Origin of the sequence: Streptomyces sp. AC602_WCS936 (assembly GCF_019049125.1) — a bacterium.
GTDB lineage: Bacteria > Actinomycetota > Actinomycetes > Streptomycetales > Streptomycetaceae > Streptomyces.
The window spans coordinates 20,861-35,472 of the sequence record NZ_JAGMUF010000005.1 but is presented as its reverse complement, the minus strand read 5'-3'; the positions used below and the strand labels follow the sequence as shown (position 1 = coordinate 35,472).

The following is a 14,612-nucleotide window of genomic DNA, read 5'->3' as shown; positions in this document are numbered from 1 at the left end:
TCCCCCGTTGGGTGGCTCAGTGTGGCTGCCGCGCCTCTCTTCAGACGCCGCCCTTCACCCCCGCCACGAACGCCTTCCACGGCGCCGAGCCGAACAGCAGTACCTGCCCACCCTGCACCTTGCTGTCCCGGACCGGTACGAGGGCGGGGTAACCGTCGGCGACCTCGACGCAGTTGTTGGCGCCCCCGTCGCTGTAGGTCGACTTGCGCCAGGCAGCGGTGCTGAGGTCGGGGGTGTACTTCATGATCGGTGCTCCTCCAGTACGTCCTTGATGAACGCCAGCGAGTCCGACGGGGACAGCGCCAGATCCCGGAGCCGATCGTAGGACAAGCTGTGGCACAGGACGTCGTCCGGATCGTCCATCAACACACCGCTGCTGCCACCTTCCGTGTAAGCCACGGAACTTCCGTCCGCCTGGCGCAGAAGAGTCAGTGATCCCTTGCCCATGAGGTGATGCACACCGGCGGAGAACGGCAGCACCTGGACGACCACGTGGGGCTCTTGGGCAGCCATCTCAACATGAGCCAGTTGATCCAGCCAGGTCTTGGTGCTGGCGGAGGTCCTGCGGAGGGCCAGCTCGTCGATGATGAAACGGACGCTGGGTGCCGGGTTCCTGCGCAGCAGCAGTTGTCGTCCCAGGCGTGCGGCCACTTGCTCGTCGACGACCTCGCGTTCCTCCGTTGCCTGAGGGCCGGACAACACCTCTCGGGCGAAGTCCTCGGTCTGCAACAACCCCGGGATGCCAGGAGCGTAGACGTGGATGACGCGCGCTGCCGCCTCCAAGCGCATGTACTCCTTGTACTTGTCCTTGAAGGCATCGATCCGGGCCATCTTCCAGAGGCTCACCAACAGCCCACTGGCCCCGTAGTACCCGTCGAGGTCCTCCATGACCGTCACCTTGGACAGCCGCTCACCTGACTCCAGGCGACTCAGGTAGCTCTTGTCGTATCCGGACTCGTCGGCCAACTGTCCGAGCGACTTGCCTTCCTTCTCACGCAGGAAGCGAAGCGTTCGCCCCAACACCGAGCGGCCCGACTCGCCCTGCCCGTCAACCTGTTCGACCACGTCACCCCTCCCTGTTGCCCCGGGGCGCGGACAACGCCGACCCCCTTTCGCAGCGTACGCGCGGCGAGTGACGATCGCGGCACGAAACGTAATCACGCCTGCTCGGCAACCGAAGGGACAAGCACGATGGCCGCTCCTCCACTCCGCCTCCTCCCCTGGACCACCCCTCAAGGCAACCCCTGCTACCTGAGCACCGACAACGACGACAGCCGGCTCTCCCGGCTCGCGGACGACATCGAGGAGGCGCAGGTGGAGTCGGGGGAGCAGGTCCTCGCCGGGGCCAGGGCCGTGCTCGGGGACCGGCGGGCCGGGGAGCGGGCGGTGCGGTTCGCGTTGGTGAGGGCGACCGAGGCGCTTCAGGACGTGCTCCGGGTCGCGGTCAGCCGGGGAGCGCGGATCGAGATGGGTCGCCAGTGACATCTTCACGGCGAGGACAGTCACGGGTCGTCTGTTGGTCGTGAGCTCATGTGAGCGCGGCGAGGACAGTTCGCGGCTGAGTGTTCACGCTTCGGGGCAACACAGAGGGGCCCGGCGTCCGCACCCCGTGCGGATTCCGGGCCCCTCTCCCAGACGCGTAGCGCCTACTGCACGATCGTGATCCGGTCCGCCGCCGGCGGGGCGATCGGGTCGCCGGCTGACGAGTTGGCCGTCAGGTACTGCTCCAGGGCCGTCAGGTCGTCCGCTCCGACCAGTTCGTTCGTACCCTCGTTCAGCGTGGGGAAGCCGTCGCCGCCGCCCGCGAGGAAGCTGTTGGAGGCGACGCGGTAGGTGGCCGACGGGTCGATGGGCGCGCCGTTGAGGCGGATGGAGTCCGTCAGCACCCGGTCCGCGCCGGACTTGGTCAGGTCCAGGGTGTAGGTGAGGCCGGAGGAGATCTGGAGGATCTTCGGGGAGGCCTCGTTCGGGCCGGTCACCTGCTCCTTGAGGATCTGGATGAGCTGGGCGCCCGTGTAGTCCTTCAGGTTCACCGTGTTGGCGAAGGGCTGGACGGTGAAGCCCTCGGCGTAGGTGACGACTCCGTCGCCCTCGGCGCCCGAGGCGGCGTAGGTCAACGGGGCCCGGATGCCGCCCGGGTTCATCAGGGCCAGGTCGGTCTCCGGGTCCTGGGACCTGCCGTACGCGAGCTGCGCGTCGGCGATCAGGTCGCCGAGCGGGGACTCGGTGCCGGTGCGGTCGATGTCGCCGGAGACGTAGCCGATCGCGCGGTTGCCGATCGGGGCGGCCAGGGTGCTCCACTTGTCGATCAGGCGGGTCATGTCCGGGGCCTTCGGGACGTCCCGCGTGACGACGTGGTTCGCCGACTTCACGGCCGTACGGGCGATGTCACCCGTCGCGCGGTCGTAGGTCAGCGTCGTGTCCGTGTAGAGGCGGCCGAAGGACGACGCCGAGGTGACCATGCGGGGCTTGCCCGCCGGGTCGGGGATCGTGCAGACGTACGCCGCGTGGGTGTGGCCGGTGACCAGCGCGTCCACCTGGGGCGTCACGTTCTTCGCGATGTCGGCGATCGGGCCGGAGATGCCGTCGCCCGCGCCCGGGGAGTCGCAGTCGTAGTTGTAGGAGGAGGAGGCCGGGAAGCCGCCCTCGTGGATCAGGGCGACGATGGACTTCACGCCCTGGCGCCGGAGCACCTTGGCGTACTTGTTGATCGTCTCGACCTCGTCCTTGAAGGCAAGGCCCTTGACGCCCTCCGCCGAGACGATGTCCGGGGTGCCCTCCAGGGTCACGCCGATGAAGCCGACCTTGACGCCCCGCTGCTTCCACACCCAGTAGGGCTTCAGGATGGGCTTCTTCGTCTTCTCGTCGAGGACGTTCGCCGCCAGGTACGGGAAGTCGGCGCCCTTGAACTCCTTGTCGGTGTAGCAGCCCTCGGTGGGGTGGCAGCCGCCGTTCTGGAGGCGGGCCAGTTCCTTGGCCCCCTCGTCGAACTCGTGGTTGCCGACGCTCGTCACGTCAAGGTCCAGCTTGTTCAGCGCCTCGATGGTCGGCTCGTCGTGGAAGAGGCCGGAGAGGAGGGGGGACGCGCCGACCATGTCGCCGCCTGCGGCGGTGATGGAGTAGCGGTTGCCCTTGCGGGCCTCGCGCAGGTGGGTGGCCAGGTACTCGATGCCGCCCGCGTCGATCGTCTCCGTCGTGCCGTCCGGCTGGATCTCGGTGACCCGGCCGGAGGAGCCGGCGGGCGGTTCGAGGTTGCCGTGCAGGTCGTTGAAGGAGAGGAGCTGGACGTCCTGGTAGCGGCCGTGACCATGGCCGTGGCCTCCATGGCCTCCATGGCCTCCATGGCCGCCGTGGCCCCGGTGGTTCCCGGCCGTGCTCGCCGACGCCGGCAGTGTCGCCGCGGCGAGCGCGCCCGCGGTGACGACGGTGGCGGCAGCGGCGAGGAGACGGGTCGTACGGCGTCCGCGGCGCGGATGGTGCGACTGTGCTGTGGCTGGCATGCGCCCCCCTGTGGGTGTGCGTGACGCGAGCCGCTGAGGAGACGGCCCGCCGGCGCGACAGCCTAGAGTCAACGCGCGTAGCGCGACAGGGGGTTCCTGGTCACAGCCTGGTGTACGTCCCGGTCGGCCCGTCCGCGCCGACCACCGCCGCTTTGCCGCGCCCGCCCTTTACCCTCGTACGCATGACCAGCGACGACACCGTGCGGCCCGGCCGCTCCCGTTCGATCGACACCCTCTCCGCACTCACCCCGGAGCAGACCGAAGCCGTCCTCGCCCTGCTCGCCGAGGCCGCCCGGTACGACGGTCAGCAGGCCGTGTCCGAGCAGGGGCGGCTGCAACTGCGCGGTCCGGCGCGGGAGGGTGTCTCGCACCTGCTGCTCACCGTCGACGGCGGCGAACTCGTCGGCTACGCCCAACTGGAGGGCACCGACCCGATCGAGCCCCCGGCCGCCGAGCTGGTCGTCCACCCCTCGCACCGGGGGCAGGGACACGGGCGGGCGCTGGGCTCCGCGCTGCTCGCCGCCTCGGGCAAGCGGCTGCGGATCTGGGCGCACGGCGGCCACTCCGCCGCCCGGCACCTCGCGCAGGTGCTGGGGCTGACCCTCTTCCGCGAACTGCGGCAGATGCGGCGTCCGTTGGCCGACCTGGAGCTGCCCGATCCGCGCCTGCCCGAGGGCGTGACCGTGCGGACCTTCGTGCCCGGCCGGGACGACGCGGCGTGGCTCGCCGTGAACGCCGCCGCCTTCGCCCACCACCCCGAGCAGGGCTCGCTCACGCAGCGGGACCTCGACGACCGCAAGGCCGAGGCGTGGTTCGACCCGGAGGGGTTCTTCCTGGCGGAGCGGGACGGAGAGCTGATCGGCTTCCACTGGACCAAGGTGCACGCCGAGGAGCGGCTCGGTGAGGTGTACGTCCTCGGCATCCGCCCCGACACCCAGGGCGGCGGCCTCGGCAAGGCGCTGACCACGATCGGGCTGCGGCACCTGGCGGAGCGCGGGCTGCCCACGGCGATGCTGTATGTCGACGCCGACAACACGGCGGCGGTGTCCGTCTACGAACGCCTCGGGTTCACCACCCACGAGACGGACCTGATGTACCGCACGGAGACCTGAGGCGGCCTCACCGGGCGCGCCTGCCGCGCCGCCCTACCGGCTCCGGGCCGCACACCGCCCACGCCACGGCCGTCGCCGCCAGCAGCACCGCCCACCGGTCGTGGGCCTCGGGCCACCGCGGGTCCTCGGCCGGGACGAACAGCGCCCAGCCCTCCGGCGCCAGCAGGGGCGCGGCGACGGCCGCCAGCAGCAGGGCCGCCACGACCGCCGGGCCGGGGCGTGCCTCGTCCGTCAGCCGTATCGCGGTCGCGGCGGCCGCGAGGGCCAGCACGCCCACCGCCGCCGCCTCCAGGGTGATGTCACCGGCCGGGGGCCGGGACGCCGACGGGGCGATCAGCAGTACGGCCGTCCACCACAGGGCGGCGAGCGGGGCGACCAAGGCCACCCGCAGCGCCTGCCGCAGCGGGCGCGGGACGGGGACGGGCGTGGTGATGTGGCGGGCCGGGTCGTCCAGGAGGAAGGCCAGGCCGAGCGCGCCGATGAGCGCGACGCCCCGCAGCAGGATCAGCGTCTGCCAGGGGGCGGGTTCCGCGCCCGTCAGGGCGGGCGTGGCCGCGGCCAGCAGGCCGAGCGCTCCGGCGGCGGCCAGGGCCGGCCACGGCAGCGTGCGCCACACGGGGACGACCAGGGCTCGCGTCACTCCTCGCACGAGTCCGCCTTGTCCGGCCCCTTCACACCGAGCAGTTCGGCTGCGCGCGCCGTGGTGACGCCCGAGGCGGTCAGCTCGGCCCAGTGCTCCTTCACCCGCTGCCCGACCCCGGTCGGCGGGTTCTCCAGCAGCCGCCGTACGACGTCCGTCTGGCCCTCCGTCATGCTCAGCGGGTCGGTGGGCGACAGGACGATGGCCGAACCCCTCACGCTGTCGTCGAGCCGGACCCGGCGCAGGGCGTCCATCGGGTCGTCCTGCCAGGCGAGGGACAGCCACATGACGGTGACCATCCGCCCGTCGCAGAGCTCGCTCCCGGCCGCCTCCGTTCCCGCGACGAGCACGGCGGCGACGGCGCTGGAGAACTCGGGGACGCGGTTGCCGCCCCAGGCGGTGCCCACGGTCACCTGGCCGGGCTCGGTGAGCGCGGGGATCGCGGCGTCGCCCTCCAGCCCGTACCGGGCGTCGATCCGCTGCCGTACGACGATCCGCCGCTCCCCCGCGGTACCGCCCGCCAGGGACTGGACCCGCTCGACGACACCGGCCCAGGTACCGACGCGGGGGACCCACTCGTCGAAGGCGCAGTACGTCGACCCGCCCCGCTCCACGCAGGTCTGCTCCGGCCGCACCGAGGCACGTTCCCGGGCCGCGGTCAGCTCCGGCGACGGCGCCACGCCCCGGGCCTGGAGGACGCCGCCCGTCACGGCCAGCGCGAGGGCCAGGGCGGTGCCCGCACGGACGGCCAGGTTCCGCCCGCCGGCGAGGAGGACGGCGAGGAAGGCGGCGAACAGGGCCGCGCCCGTCAGGTAGAGGGCGTGCCAGGCGGCGGGCCGGCCCAGCAGCTCGGAGGGCAGGGTGTCGCCGCTGATCGAGGCGACGACCGGCGAGAGCCAGGACGTGCCGTCCGCGCCGCTGGGTCCCGTACCGAGCACGAAGGCGAAGAGCAGCAGCACCACCGTGAGCGGTCCGGCGAGCGGCGACCGCAGCACCCGCGCCAGCAGCACCCCGAGCATGCCGAACAGCAGCACCGTCAGCGGTCCGACGGCCAGTTCGGAGGGCGAACCGTGCCCGACCGCGCCCGGCTTGAGCGCCGTCCAGGTGAACTGCCCGGCCACGCACACGGCGGTGAGCAGGGCGGCCGGTACGACGGACAGCGCGTGGGCGACCGTACGTTGCCAGGCGGGCAGGACCAGCACGGCGAAGTGGTGCTCCGTACCGTGCCGCTGGGACCGCAGCATCGCGAAGTTGACGCCGACCAGGACCGCCAGGCCGACGAACATCGGCATGCTCTGGGTGGCGCGGTCGGCGTCCTGAAGGGCCGGGTAGCCGTCCCAGGCGCTGCGGCCGCGCCACACGATCCAGGCGACGTAGCCGAGGAAGACCAGCACGACGGGGATGCTCGTCAGCATCCGGCGCGCCTCGACGCGCGCGAGGGCGAACACGGCCTTCGCGCCCGCCCCGCGGGGCCCGGCGTTCACGGCGTCCGCATCCGGGGCGGTCGTCGTCAGTACGGCGCTCACGCGGCCACCTCCGCGTCCGTGCCGGCGGCGCCGTCGAGGGCGAGCAGGTAGCCGTCCTCGAGCGTGGGCTCGACCAGCTCGGCCCCCTCGGGCGGATCACCCACGTTCCGGAACGACCCGTCGCCCGAGCGCCACCCGGCCTTCGCCCCCGCGTCGCGCGCCGCGCCGCTCCACACGCGTCCGGCGGCCCGTGCCGTCAGCTCGGCCGGGGTGCCGTCGAAGCGCACCGCGCCGGCGGCCATGACGACGACCCGGTGGCAGAGCATCGCCACGTCCTCGGTCTGGTGGGTGGAGAGCAGCACCGTGCGGCCCTCGCCCGCGCCGGCGATCAGCTCCCGGAAGCGCATCCGCTGCTCCGGGTCCAGGCCCACGGTCGGCTCGTCGAGCACGAGGAACCCGGGGTCGCCGACCAGCGCGGCCGCGAGCGCGACCCGCTGCCGCATCCCGCCGGACAACTTCTTGATCTTCCGTCCGCGCACGTCGCCCAGGCCGACCTCCTCCAGCACGCGCCGCACCTCGCGGTGGCGGGCGGCACGGCCCGTCATCTCCTTCAGTACGGCGACGTAGTCGACGAACTCGAACGCGGTGAAGTCCGGATGGAAGCCGGGCGTCTGCGGCAGGTAGCCGAGCCGCCGCCGCACCTCCTGGCGCCCGCGCGCGCTCCCCGGGTCGTGCCCGAGCACGGTGAACGCGCCCCGGTCGGCGGGCACGGCGGTGGCGAGCACCCGCAGCAGGGTGGTCTTCCCGGCGCCGTTGGGTCCGAGCAGCCCGGTGACGCCCGGGGTGAGCCGCAGCGACACGTCGTCGAGGGCGCGGGTCCGGCCGTAGGAGAGGCTGAGCCCGGAGGCGGAAACGGTGGGGGTCATACGGCACTCCCGTGCGAGAGGTTCCAGTGGAAGAAGTGAGGGGAGAGGACGGCGCTCACGCGACACCGCGCGCGGACACGTCGAACCGGTCACGCAACAGGAACAGCAGCCCGGCGCCCAGCACGGCCACCAGCCCGGACACGCCCTGCCCGGCCGCCGTGAACGGCGCCAGCGGGTCGTCCCCGGCCGGACCCGCCGCGTCCGCGGCCAGCAGTACCGCCACCCACGCCCCCGCCACGACGGACGGCGCGGCCACCGGCCCCAGCCGGGGCGTCAGCGCCAGGCCGGTCGCGGTCAGGGCGAGCCCGGGCAGCAGCCAGGCCAGCGCCCGCAGTCCGTACCCCGGCATGGCCAGGCTCGCCAGCCCGCCCACGCCCAGCGCTACGGAGAGCACGGCGACCGTGCGGATCATCAGCAGCCGGAAGCCGTGCAGCGGCGAGACGACGGCCATCTCGTACGTCGGGTCCAGCGCGGGCCCGTACGCGAGCGCCACCGAGGCCAGCGGCAGCAGCGGGGCGGCGGCGAGGAAGAGGGTGGGCGTGCCGGAGGCGCCCGCCGCGTAGGCGACGAGGAACGTCGTCAGCAGTACGGCGGCGACCGCGCCGAGCCAGGAGCGGCGCAGGACGGGGGTGGCGGCGAGCAGCCGCGCGGTGCCGTCACCGACGCCGCACCGCACCAGCAGGCCCTCGAACCACCCCGGCCTCGGGGCGTCCAGCTCGGCGTCGAGCCGTTCCCAGCCGGCGTCCAGGGCGGCGGGGTCGCTCACCCCGGCGAGGGCGGCGCGGCAGTGGGCGCAGGCGGTCAGGTGGGCGTCGGCGGACCACAGCGCGGGCGCCGCCAGCTCGCCCCGGGCATAGGCCCGCAGGTCGGCCTCGTCAACGTGCCAGGTCATGCCAGCGCCTCCCGCAGCTGTCGGCGGGCCCGCATCGCCCGTGTCTTGACCGTGCCCGGCGGGATGCCGAGCAGGACGGCCGCCTCGCGGGTGGTCAGCCCGTCGATGACGGTGGCCTGGAGCACCGCGCGCAGTTCCGGCGAGAGGCGGACGAGCGCCCCGGCGAGGTCGCCGTGCTCCACCCCGGCCAGCACCCGTTCCTCCGCCGAGGCCTCGTCCCGGTGCCGCAGCCGCGCCAGCGCCTGCCGCAGCCGGCCCCGGGCGCCGTCGCCCCGCATCACGTCGATCAGGCGCCGGGACCCGATCCGCCACAGCCACCCGGCCACGTCCCCGTCCTCCCGGTAGCGCGCGCTGCCCCGCCACACCGCCAGGAACGTCTCCTGTACGACGTCGTCGACGATCCCGGAGTCGGCGCAGCGGCCGCGCATGCGGGCGGTCAGCCAGGGTGCGTAGCGGCGGTACAGCTCCTCGAAGGCACGCCGGTCGCCGTCGGCGGCGACGGCCCGCAGCAGCTCGCCGTCGCTTCTCGTTTCGCTCACGTCTCCTCATCGCACGGGGCGGGGCCGGCGGTTCACGATCGCACCGCGCTATCCCAGACGTCATGTCCCCGTAACCATCGATTCAGACTGCCTTGCGACGCTCACCGAATGCAGCCGACCGTGCCGGAGCAACCAGGAGCAGGGCATCACGCGCCTTCCGACGCGCCTGGACTGCGCGCTGCGCGGAAGAATGGGTTCATGAGGCAGCCGAACACCCAGGCAGAGGTCCAGCACCCGCAGTCCGCGCCGTCGGCGGCGCACGCGCAGCACCCGCAGCCCTCCGTGGGCTCCATCGCCGCGCACCGCCCGCACACCGTGGCCGCGACCGTCTCCGACCTGGAACCGGACATCGACGCCGACCTCGACGCGTACGAGGAGTCGGAGGAGTCCCAGGGGCTCCAGGCGGACGGCACCAAGCTCCCGCAGGGGCGTTTCCTGGACCGGGAGCGCAGCTGGCTCGCGTTCAACGAACGCGTGCTCGAACTGGCCGAGGACCCGAACACGCCCGTCCTGGAGCGCGCCAACTTCCTCGCGATCTTCGCCAGCAACCTGGACGAGTTCTTCATGGTCCGCGTCGCCGGACTGAAGCGCCGCATCGCCGCCGGCGTCGCCACCCGTTCCGCCTCCGGCCTCCAGCCCCGCGAGGTGCTGGAGATGATCTGGGCGCGCTCGCGTGAGCTGATGGCCCGGCACGCCGCCTGCTTCCAGGAGGACGTCGCCCCCTCCCTCGCCGAGGAGGGCATCCACCTGGTCCGCTGGAAGGAGCTGGCGGAGAAGGAGCAGGCCCGCCTGTTCACCCTCTTCCGGCACCAGATCTTCCCGGTCCTCACCCCCCTCGCCGTCGACCCGGCGCACCCCTTCCCGTACATCTCGGGCCTCTCCCTGAACCTCGCGGTCGTCGTCCGCAACCCGGTCACCGGCCACCGCCACTTCGCCCGCGTCAAGGTCCCCCCGCTGCTCTCCCGCTTCCTGGAGGCCTCCCCGGGCCGCTTCGTCCCCATCGAGGACGTCATCGCCGCCCACCTGGAGGAGCTGTTCCCGGGCATGGAGGTCCTGGAGAGCCACGCCTTCCGCGTCACCCGCAACGAGGACCTGGAGGTGGAGGAGGACGACGCCGAGAACCTCCTCAAGGCGCTGGAGAAGGAGCTGATGCGGCGCCGCTTCGGCCCGCCGGTGCGCCTGGAGGTCGAGGAGTCCATCGACCGCGAGGTCCTGGACCTCCTCGTGCGTGAGCTGAAGGTCAGCGAGGCCGAGGTCTACCCGCTACCGGGCCCGCTCGACCTCACCGGCCTCTTCCGCATCCACGGCCTGGACCGGCCCGAGCTGAAGTACCCGAAGTTCGTCGCCGGCACCCACCGCGACCTCGCGGAGGTGGAGTCCGCCTCCGCGCCGGACATCTTCGCCGCCCTGCGCAGCCGCGACGTCCTCCTGCACCACCCGTACGACTCCTTCTCCACCTCCGTGCAGGCGTTCCTGGAGCAGGCGGCCACCGACCCGGACGTCCTGGCGATCAAGCAGACGCTGTACCGGACCTCGGGCGACTCCCCGATAGTCGACGCGCTCATCGAGGCCGCCGAGGCCGGCAAGCAGGTCCTGGTGCTGGTCGAGATCAAGGCACGCTTCGACGAGCACGCGAACATCAAGTGGGCCCGCAAGCTGGAGGAGGCCGGCTGCCACGTCGTCTACGGGCTGGTCGGCCTGAAGACCCACTGCAAGCTGTCGCTGGTGGTCCGCCAGGAGGGCGAGACGCTGCGCCGCTACAGCCACGTCGGCACCGGCAACTACCACCCGAAGACGGCCCGCCTCTACGAGGACCTGGGCCTGCTCACCGCCGACCCGCAGGTCGGCGCGGACCTCTCCGACCTGTTCAACCGGCTCTCCGGCTACTCCCGGCGCGAGACCTACCGCCGTCTCCTCGTCGCGCCGAAGTCCCTGCGCGACGGCCTGGTCTCCCGCATCCACAAGGAGATCCAGCACCACCGCGCCGGCCGTCCCGCCTACATCCGCATCAAGGTCAACTCGATGGTCGACGAGGCCGTGATCGACGCCTGCTACCGCGCGTCCCAGGCGGGCGTCCCGGTCGACGTGTGGGTGCGCGGGATCTGCGCGCTGCGCCCGGACGTGGCGGGCCTGTCGGAGAACATCCGGGTCCGTTCCGTCCTCGGCCGCTTCCTGGAGCACTCCCGTGTCTTCGCCTTCGGCAACGGCGGCGAGCCGGAGGTCTGGTTCGGCAGCGCCGACATGATGCACCGCAACCTCGACCGCCGGATAGAGGCCCTGGTCAGGGTCGTCGACCCGGCCCACCGGGCGGCCCTGAACCGGCTGCTGGAGACCGGCATGTCCGACTCCACCGCGTCCTGGCACCTCGGCTCGGACGGCGAGTGGACGCGGCACGCGACGGACCCGGACGGCCAGCCCCTGCGCAACGTCCAGGAGATGCTCATTGACGCCCGGAGGCGCCGGCGTGGCAAAGCAACACCTTGAACCGACGGACCCCGCGGCCGCCGCCGGGCCACCGCCGGTGCCCGCGGGCGGTGACGCCCTCGCGAGCTACCTGCGCGCCCAGGCCACGGAGTTCCTCCGCGCCCTGCGCCTGCACCGGGAGACCGGCGCGGGCGCGCACGCGACCGGGGGCCAGGGAGCCGGGGCGCGCGGAGCCGGAGCACACGGCCCGGACGGGGCCTCCGCCTCCGACGGCCCCGTCGACGCGGCCCGCGCCCTGCGCCGCGCGGCCCGCCGCCTCAGCGGCACCCTGCACACCTTCCAGCCGCTGCTGGACGCCGAGTGGGCCGAGTCCATGCGCCCCGAGCTGGCGTGGCTGTCCGGCACGCTGGCGCTGGAGCACGCGTACGCGTCCCGCCTGGAACGCCTGCTCCAGGCCCTGCACCGGCTGTCGGGGACGGCGCTGTTCCCCACCCAGCAGCAGGCGGGCCGCACCACCGCCACCGTGTCCGCGCCCACCGGCGCGGACTCCCCCGCGCCCCTCGCCCCCACCCGCCCGTCCCCGGCCGACCGCGGCAGCCTCACCGTGGGCGCGGCCAAGGCGGGCGCGCTGCTCGACCGCCAGCTGACCCTGGCCCGCACCCGGGCGCACTCCACGGCCCTCCAGGCGCTGGGCAGCAGCCGCTTCCACGCGGTCGCCGACAAGGTCGCCCTACTGGCCAGCGAGGTGCCGCTGAAGGACACCACGGCGTCCACCACCGACCTGCGCCCCCTGGCCGCCGCGGCGCGGGACCGCCTCACCGACGCCGTGGCCGCGCTCCCGCTGGTCACCGCGGGCAATCCGTACAACGCCCAGGCCCTGATCCACGGCCTCTCCCCGGACCCGGCGCCCCACCCCCAGGACACCCAGTGGCACCAGGTCCGCCTGCTCCTGCGCCTGCACCGGTACGCGCTCGAGGTGCTGTCCGGCGAGCACGCCGACGGGACCGACGGGACCGACGGAGCTGGCCGGACCGACGGCGGCGGCACGGACGTACGCCTCCTGGCGGCCGGCGAGGCCCTGGACCGCCACCGCGACGCCTCCGAGGCCGCCGCTGCCGCCGCCCAGGCCGCCCGCACGCCGCGCATCGCGCCCGCGACGGCGTACGCGCTCGGCGTGCTCCACGCCGACCAGCGGCATGAGGTGGAGGCGGCGAGGTACGCGTTCCAGCACAGCTGGCGCAAGGAGCCCATCCGGCTGCCGTAGACCCGTCGCAGCACTGGAGGCGACACACACCGTGAGCCCCGACGAGGTCCCCACCGTCCGCGCGGCCGGCTGCGTCCTGTGGCGCCGCTCCCCCCGCCCGCCCGGCCTGGAGCTGTGCCTCGTCCACCGGCCGAAGTACGACGACTGGTCGCACCCGAAGGGCAAGCTCAAGCGCGGCGAGGACCCGCTCGCGGGCGCCCTGCGCGAGGTGGCGGAGGAGACGGGGTACGCCGCCGCGCCCGGCGCCGAGCTGCCCCGCGTGCGCTACCTCGCCGACGGCCGCCCCAAGGAGGTCCGCTACTGGGCGGCGGCGGCCACGACCGGCGCCTTCACCCCGTCCGACGAGGTCGACCGCATCCTGTGGCTGGCGCCCGCGGAGGCCCGCGCCCGCCTCACCCGGCCCGGCGACCGCCCCCTCGTCGACGCCCTCCTCGCCACGCTCCCGCCCGGGACCACTCCGTGTCCTTGACGTAAGCGTTCCGTGACCTCACCGCACCGACCACAGGGGTTCACCCCGCGTTCATTTACGGCCATCGGCGGCTTCACCTGTTCTGCCTAATTTCGGCCTTACCGATACGGGACGCATCCCGAGAAGGCGTCCGTATCCACCAGTCTTCATCGCAGTCCTCGCACGCCGCCGAATTCAGGACGGCGGCTCCTGGAAGGAACTCCCTCAAGTGAAGCTTCAGCGCAAGAACCGGCGGGCCCTCGCTCTCGGTGCTCTCGCCGTCTCCGGCGCCCTGGCCCTCACGGCGTGCGGCTCCGACGACACCGGCGGCAACAGCAACGGCGGCGACGCCAGCAACGCCGCCAACAGCAACATCAACTGCGACGACGCCAAGGGCCAGCTCCAGGCCTCCGGTTCCTCCGCGCAGAAGAACGCGATCGACGCCTGGGTCAAGCAGTACGTCGCGGCCTGCAACGGCGTCCAGATCAACTACAACCCGACCGGCTCCGGCGCGGGCATCACCGCCTTCACGCAGGGCCAGACCGCGTTCGCCGGCTCGGACTCCGCGCTGAAGCCGGACGAGATCGAGGCGTCGAAGAAGGTCTGCAAGGACGGCCAGGCCATCGACCTGCCGATGGTCGGCGGCCCCATCGCCGTCGGCTTCAACGTCCCGGGCGTCGACACCCTCGCCCTGGACGCCCCGACGCTCGCCAAGATCTTCGACAGCCAGATCACCAACTGGAACGACGAGGCGATCGCCAAGCTCAACCCCGACGCCAAGCTGCCCGACCTGAAGATCCAGGCCTTCCACCGCTCGGACGAGTCCGGCACCACCGACAACTTCACCAAGTACCTCAAGGCCGCCGCGCCCGACGCCTGGAAGTACGAGCCGGGCAAGTCCTGGGAGGCCAAGGGCGGCCAGTCCGCGCAGGGCTCCTCCGGTCTGGCCGGCCAGGTGAAGCAGACGCCGGGCGCCATCTCGTACTTCGAGCTGTCGTACGCCAAGGGCGGCATCAAGACCGTCGACATCAAGACCGAGGCCGCCGAGCCGGTCAAGGCCACCGTCGACAACGCCACCGCCGCCATCGGCGCCGCCAAGATCGTCGGCACCGGCAAGGACCTCGCGCTGGAGCTGGACTACACGCCGGAAGCGGACGGCGCCTACCCGATCGTCCTCGTCACGTACGAGATCGTCTGCGACAAGGGCAACAAGGCCGAGACCCTGCCCGCCACCAAGTCCTTCCTCAACTACATCGCCTCGGAGGACGGCCAGGGCCTGCTGAAGGACGCCGGCTACGCCCCGATGCCCACCGAGATCATCACCAAGGTCCGCGAGACCATCTCGGGCCTGAGCTGACCCGAGTGCGGTCCGGCCCCCGACCGGGGACCGGACCGCACCGT

The 14,612-nt window shown here is 72.8% G+C and carries 14 protein-coding genes; 6 read left to right on the top strand and 8 right to left on the bottom strand.

Annotated elements, in window-relative coordinates; all coding sequences use genetic code 11:
* Positions 1 to 40: 40 nt before the first annotated feature.
* Together KUM03_RS02170 and KUM03_RS02165 are read right to left on the bottom strand one after the other, a co-directional pair.
* Complete coding sequence (locus KUM03_RS02170; RefSeq protein WP_217245257.1) at positions 41 to 244, bottom strand: DUF397 domain-containing protein; 204 nt, start codon at positions 242 to 244, stop codon at positions 41 to 43.
* The gene (locus KUM03_RS02165; protein WP_217245255.1) at positions 241 to 1,065 is read right to left on the bottom strand and encodes a helix-turn-helix transcriptional regulator; all 825 of its coding nucleotides are present in this window, start codon (positions 1,063 to 1,065) and stop codon (positions 241 to 243) included. Before KUM03_RS02165 ends, KUM03_RS02170 begins: the two co-directional genes overlap by 4 nt.
* A gap of 126 nt (positions 1,066 to 1,191) precedes the next feature.
* On the opposite strand from KUM03_RS02165, the gene KUM03_RS02160 reads away from it, so the two are divergent.
* Positions 1,192 to 1,482, top strand: a complete 291-nt coding sequence (locus KUM03_RS02160) for a hypothetical protein (RefSeq protein WP_217245253.1) — start codon at positions 1,192 to 1,194, stop codon at positions 1,480 to 1,482.
* A 164-nt stretch (positions 1,483 to 1,646) separates the two neighbouring features.
* Here KUM03_RS02160 and KUM03_RS02155 read toward each other — a convergent pair whose 3' ends face one another.
* On the bottom strand, positions 1,647 to 3,500 hold the full coding sequence (locus KUM03_RS02155; protein WP_217245251.1) for a bifunctional UDP-sugar hydrolase/5'-nucleotidase: 1,854 nt from the start codon (positions 3,498 to 3,500) through the stop codon (positions 1,647 to 1,649).
* A gap of 182 nt (positions 3,501 to 3,682) precedes the next feature.
* On the opposite strand from KUM03_RS02155, the gene mshD reads away from it, so the two are divergent.
* Entirely contained in the window at positions 3,683 to 4,612 is a 930-nt protein-coding gene (gene mshD / locus KUM03_RS02150; protein WP_217245249.1) for a mycothiol synthase, read from the top strand.
* A gap of 7 nt (positions 4,613 to 4,619) precedes the next feature.
* Here the strand turns inward: mshD and KUM03_RS02145 are convergent, their stop codons facing one another.
* From KUM03_RS02145 to KUM03_RS02125, 5 genes are read right to left on the bottom strand one after another with little or no spacing between them, the layout of a single operon-like run.
* Positions 4,620 to 5,252 carry an ABC transporter gene (locus KUM03_RS02145; protein WP_308406229.1) on the bottom strand — a complete coding sequence of 211 codons (633 nt, stop codon included), beginning with the start codon at positions 5,250 to 5,252 and terminating at the stop codon, positions 4,620 to 4,622.
* On the bottom strand, positions 5,249 to 6,778 hold the full coding sequence (locus KUM03_RS02140; RefSeq protein WP_217245247.1) for an ABC transporter permease: 1,530 nt from the start codon (positions 6,776 to 6,778) through the stop codon (positions 5,249 to 5,251). Before KUM03_RS02140 ends, KUM03_RS02145 begins: the two co-directional genes overlap by 4 nt.
* Positions 6,775 to 7,644 (bottom strand): ABC transporter ATP-binding protein, encoded by an 870-nt coding sequence (locus tag KUM03_RS02135; RefSeq protein ID WP_217245246.1) that lies wholly within the window; start codon positions 7,642 to 7,644, stop codon positions 6,775 to 6,777. Before KUM03_RS02135 ends, KUM03_RS02140 begins: the two co-directional genes overlap by 4 nt.
* A gap of 55 nt (positions 7,645 to 7,699) precedes the next feature.
* On the bottom strand, positions 7,700 to 8,536 hold the full coding sequence (locus KUM03_RS02130; RefSeq protein ID WP_217245245.1) for a zf-HC2 domain-containing protein: 837 nt from the start codon (positions 8,534 to 8,536) through the stop codon (positions 7,700 to 7,702).
* Complete coding sequence (locus KUM03_RS02125) at positions 8,533 to 9,075, bottom strand: RNA polymerase sigma factor (protein ID WP_217245242.1); 543 nt, start codon at positions 9,073 to 9,075, stop codon at positions 8,533 to 8,535. Before KUM03_RS02125 ends, KUM03_RS02130 begins: the two co-directional genes overlap by 4 nt.
* A gap of 198 nt (positions 9,076 to 9,273) precedes the next feature.
* On the opposite strand from KUM03_RS02125, the gene KUM03_RS02120 reads away from it, so the two are divergent.
* From KUM03_RS02120 to pstS, 4 genes are all read left to right on the top strand, one after another.
* The gene (locus KUM03_RS02120; RefSeq protein WP_217245240.1) at positions 9,274 to 11,559 is read left to right on the top strand and encodes an RNA degradosome polyphosphate kinase; all 2,286 of its coding nucleotides are present in this window, start codon (positions 9,274 to 9,276) and stop codon (positions 11,557 to 11,559) included.
* Positions 11,540 to 12,763 carry a CHAD domain-containing protein gene (locus KUM03_RS02115; RefSeq protein WP_217245238.1) on the top strand — a complete coding sequence of 408 codons (1,224 nt, stop codon included), beginning with the start codon at positions 11,540 to 11,542 and terminating at the stop codon, positions 12,761 to 12,763. Before KUM03_RS02120 ends, KUM03_RS02115 begins: the two co-directional genes overlap by 20 nt.
* Before the next feature lie 31 nt (positions 12,764 to 12,794).
* Positions 12,795 to 13,232: an NUDIX hydrolase gene (locus KUM03_RS02110; protein WP_217245235.1), complete on the top strand. Its 438-nt coding sequence runs from the start codon at positions 12,795 to 12,797 to the stop codon at positions 13,230 to 13,232.
* A 208-nt stretch (positions 13,233 to 13,440) separates the two neighbouring features.
* Positions 13,441 to 14,568: a phosphate ABC transporter substrate-binding protein PstS gene (gene pstS, locus KUM03_RS02105; RefSeq protein ID WP_217245233.1), complete on the top strand. Its 1,128-nt coding sequence runs from the start codon at positions 13,441 to 13,443 to the stop codon at positions 14,566 to 14,568.
* Positions 14,569 to 14,612 lie beyond the last annotated feature (44 nt).

Bases quoted from the DNA above. Each gene is read 5' to 3' on its own strand.
- KUM03_RS02120 (WP_217245240.1), top strand. From the start codon at position 9,274: ATGAGGCAGCCGAACACCCAGGCAGAGGTCCAGCACCCGCAGTCCGCG.
- mshD (WP_217245249.1), top strand. From the start codon at position 3,683: ATGACCAGCGACGACACCGTGCGGCCCGGCCGCTCCCGTTCGATCGAC.
- KUM03_RS02160 (WP_217245253.1), top strand. From the start codon at position 1,192: ATGGCCGCTCCTCCACTCCGCCTCCTCCCCTGGACCACCCCTCAAGGC.
- KUM03_RS02135 (WP_217245246.1), bottom strand. From the start codon at position 7,644: ATGACCCCCACCGTTTCCGCCTCCGGGCTCAGCCTCTCCTACGGCCGG.
- KUM03_RS02155 (WP_217245251.1), bottom strand. From the start codon at position 3,500: ATGCCAGCCACAGCACAGTCGCACCATCCGCGCCGCGGACGCCGTACG.
- KUM03_RS02170 (WP_217245257.1), bottom strand. From the start codon at position 244: ATGAAGTACACCCCCGACCTCAGCACCGCTGCCTGGCGCAAGTCGACC.
- KUM03_RS02130 (WP_217245245.1), bottom strand. From the start codon at position 8,536: ATGACCTGGCACGTTGACGAGGCCGACCTGCGGGCCTATGCCCGGGGC.